This is a genomic window from Marinobacter sp. UBA2498, from assembly GCF_002341575.1.
Taxonomy (GTDB): domain Bacteria; phylum Pseudomonadota; class Gammaproteobacteria; order Pseudomonadales; family Oleiphilaceae; genus Marinobacter; species Marinobacter manganoxydans.
Genome location: NZ_DDOI01000082.1, coordinates 27,095 through 27,910, shown reverse-complemented (window position 1 = coordinate 27,910; position 816 = coordinate 27,095). Strand labels below are relative to the sequence as shown.

Sequence of the window (816 nt, the reverse complement as noted above, 5' to 3'; positions counted from 1 at the left end):
CTGGAATATCATCCCTATCTCCCGGCCGCGGATCTGGCGCATGCGCTTCTCGGTGGCGGGCAGAAGATCTTCATCGCGGTACCGGATCTGCCCGCTGGGGTAGCTGGTGTGCCGCGCATCAAGGAGGCGAAGAATTGACAGTGCCGAAATGGATTTTCCGGAGCCGCTTTCGCCCACCAGTGCGAGGGTCTCGCCTTCACGGATTGCCAGTGACAGGGATTCGACGGCTGGAAGCCCGTGATCAAAACAGATGGAAAGATCGGAAATCTGAAGTAACTGGCTCATATCAGCTCTTCCTCGGATCGAAGGCATCGCGTACGGCTTCACCCACGAACACCAGCAAGGTGAGCATCAGCGACAGCGATACGAAGGCGGATATGCCCAGCCAGGGCGCATGCAGGTTGGCCTTGCCCTGGGCAATCAGTTCCCCCAACGAGGGTGAACCGGAGGGCAGACCAAAGCCCAGGAAATCCAGGGAGGTCAGGCCGGTAATTGCCCCCGTCAGAATGAACGGGAGGAAGGTCAGTGTGGCTACCATGGCATTGGGGAGTATATGCCGGAACATGATTTTGCGGTTGTCCAGACCCAGTGCACGGGCAGCTTTGACGTATTCGAAGTTACGGGCACGCAGGAATTCCGCACGGACCACATCCACCAGCCCCATCCAGCTGAACAGCAGCATGATGCCCAGCAGCCACCAGAAGTTTGGCTGCACAATGCTCGAGAGAATGATCAGCAGATACAGTACCGGCAGGCCGGACCAGACCTCGATAAAGCGCTGGCCCAGTAGATCAATTTTGCCGCCGTAAAAGCCCT

General features: G+C 57.8%; 2 protein-coding genes. Both read right to left on the bottom strand.

Translation table 11 applies throughout. The features are described from left to right. Positions 1–285, bottom strand: a 285-nt coding sequence (locus B2W52_RS11285; protein WP_286803082.1) for an ATP-binding cassette domain-containing protein, incomplete at its 3' end; no start/stop codon positions are given. A gap of 1 nt (position 286) precedes the next feature. Beyond that, on the bottom strand, positions 287–816 hold a 530-nt coding region (locus B2W52_RS11280), incomplete at its 5' end, for an ABC transporter permease subunit (protein ID WP_286803079.1).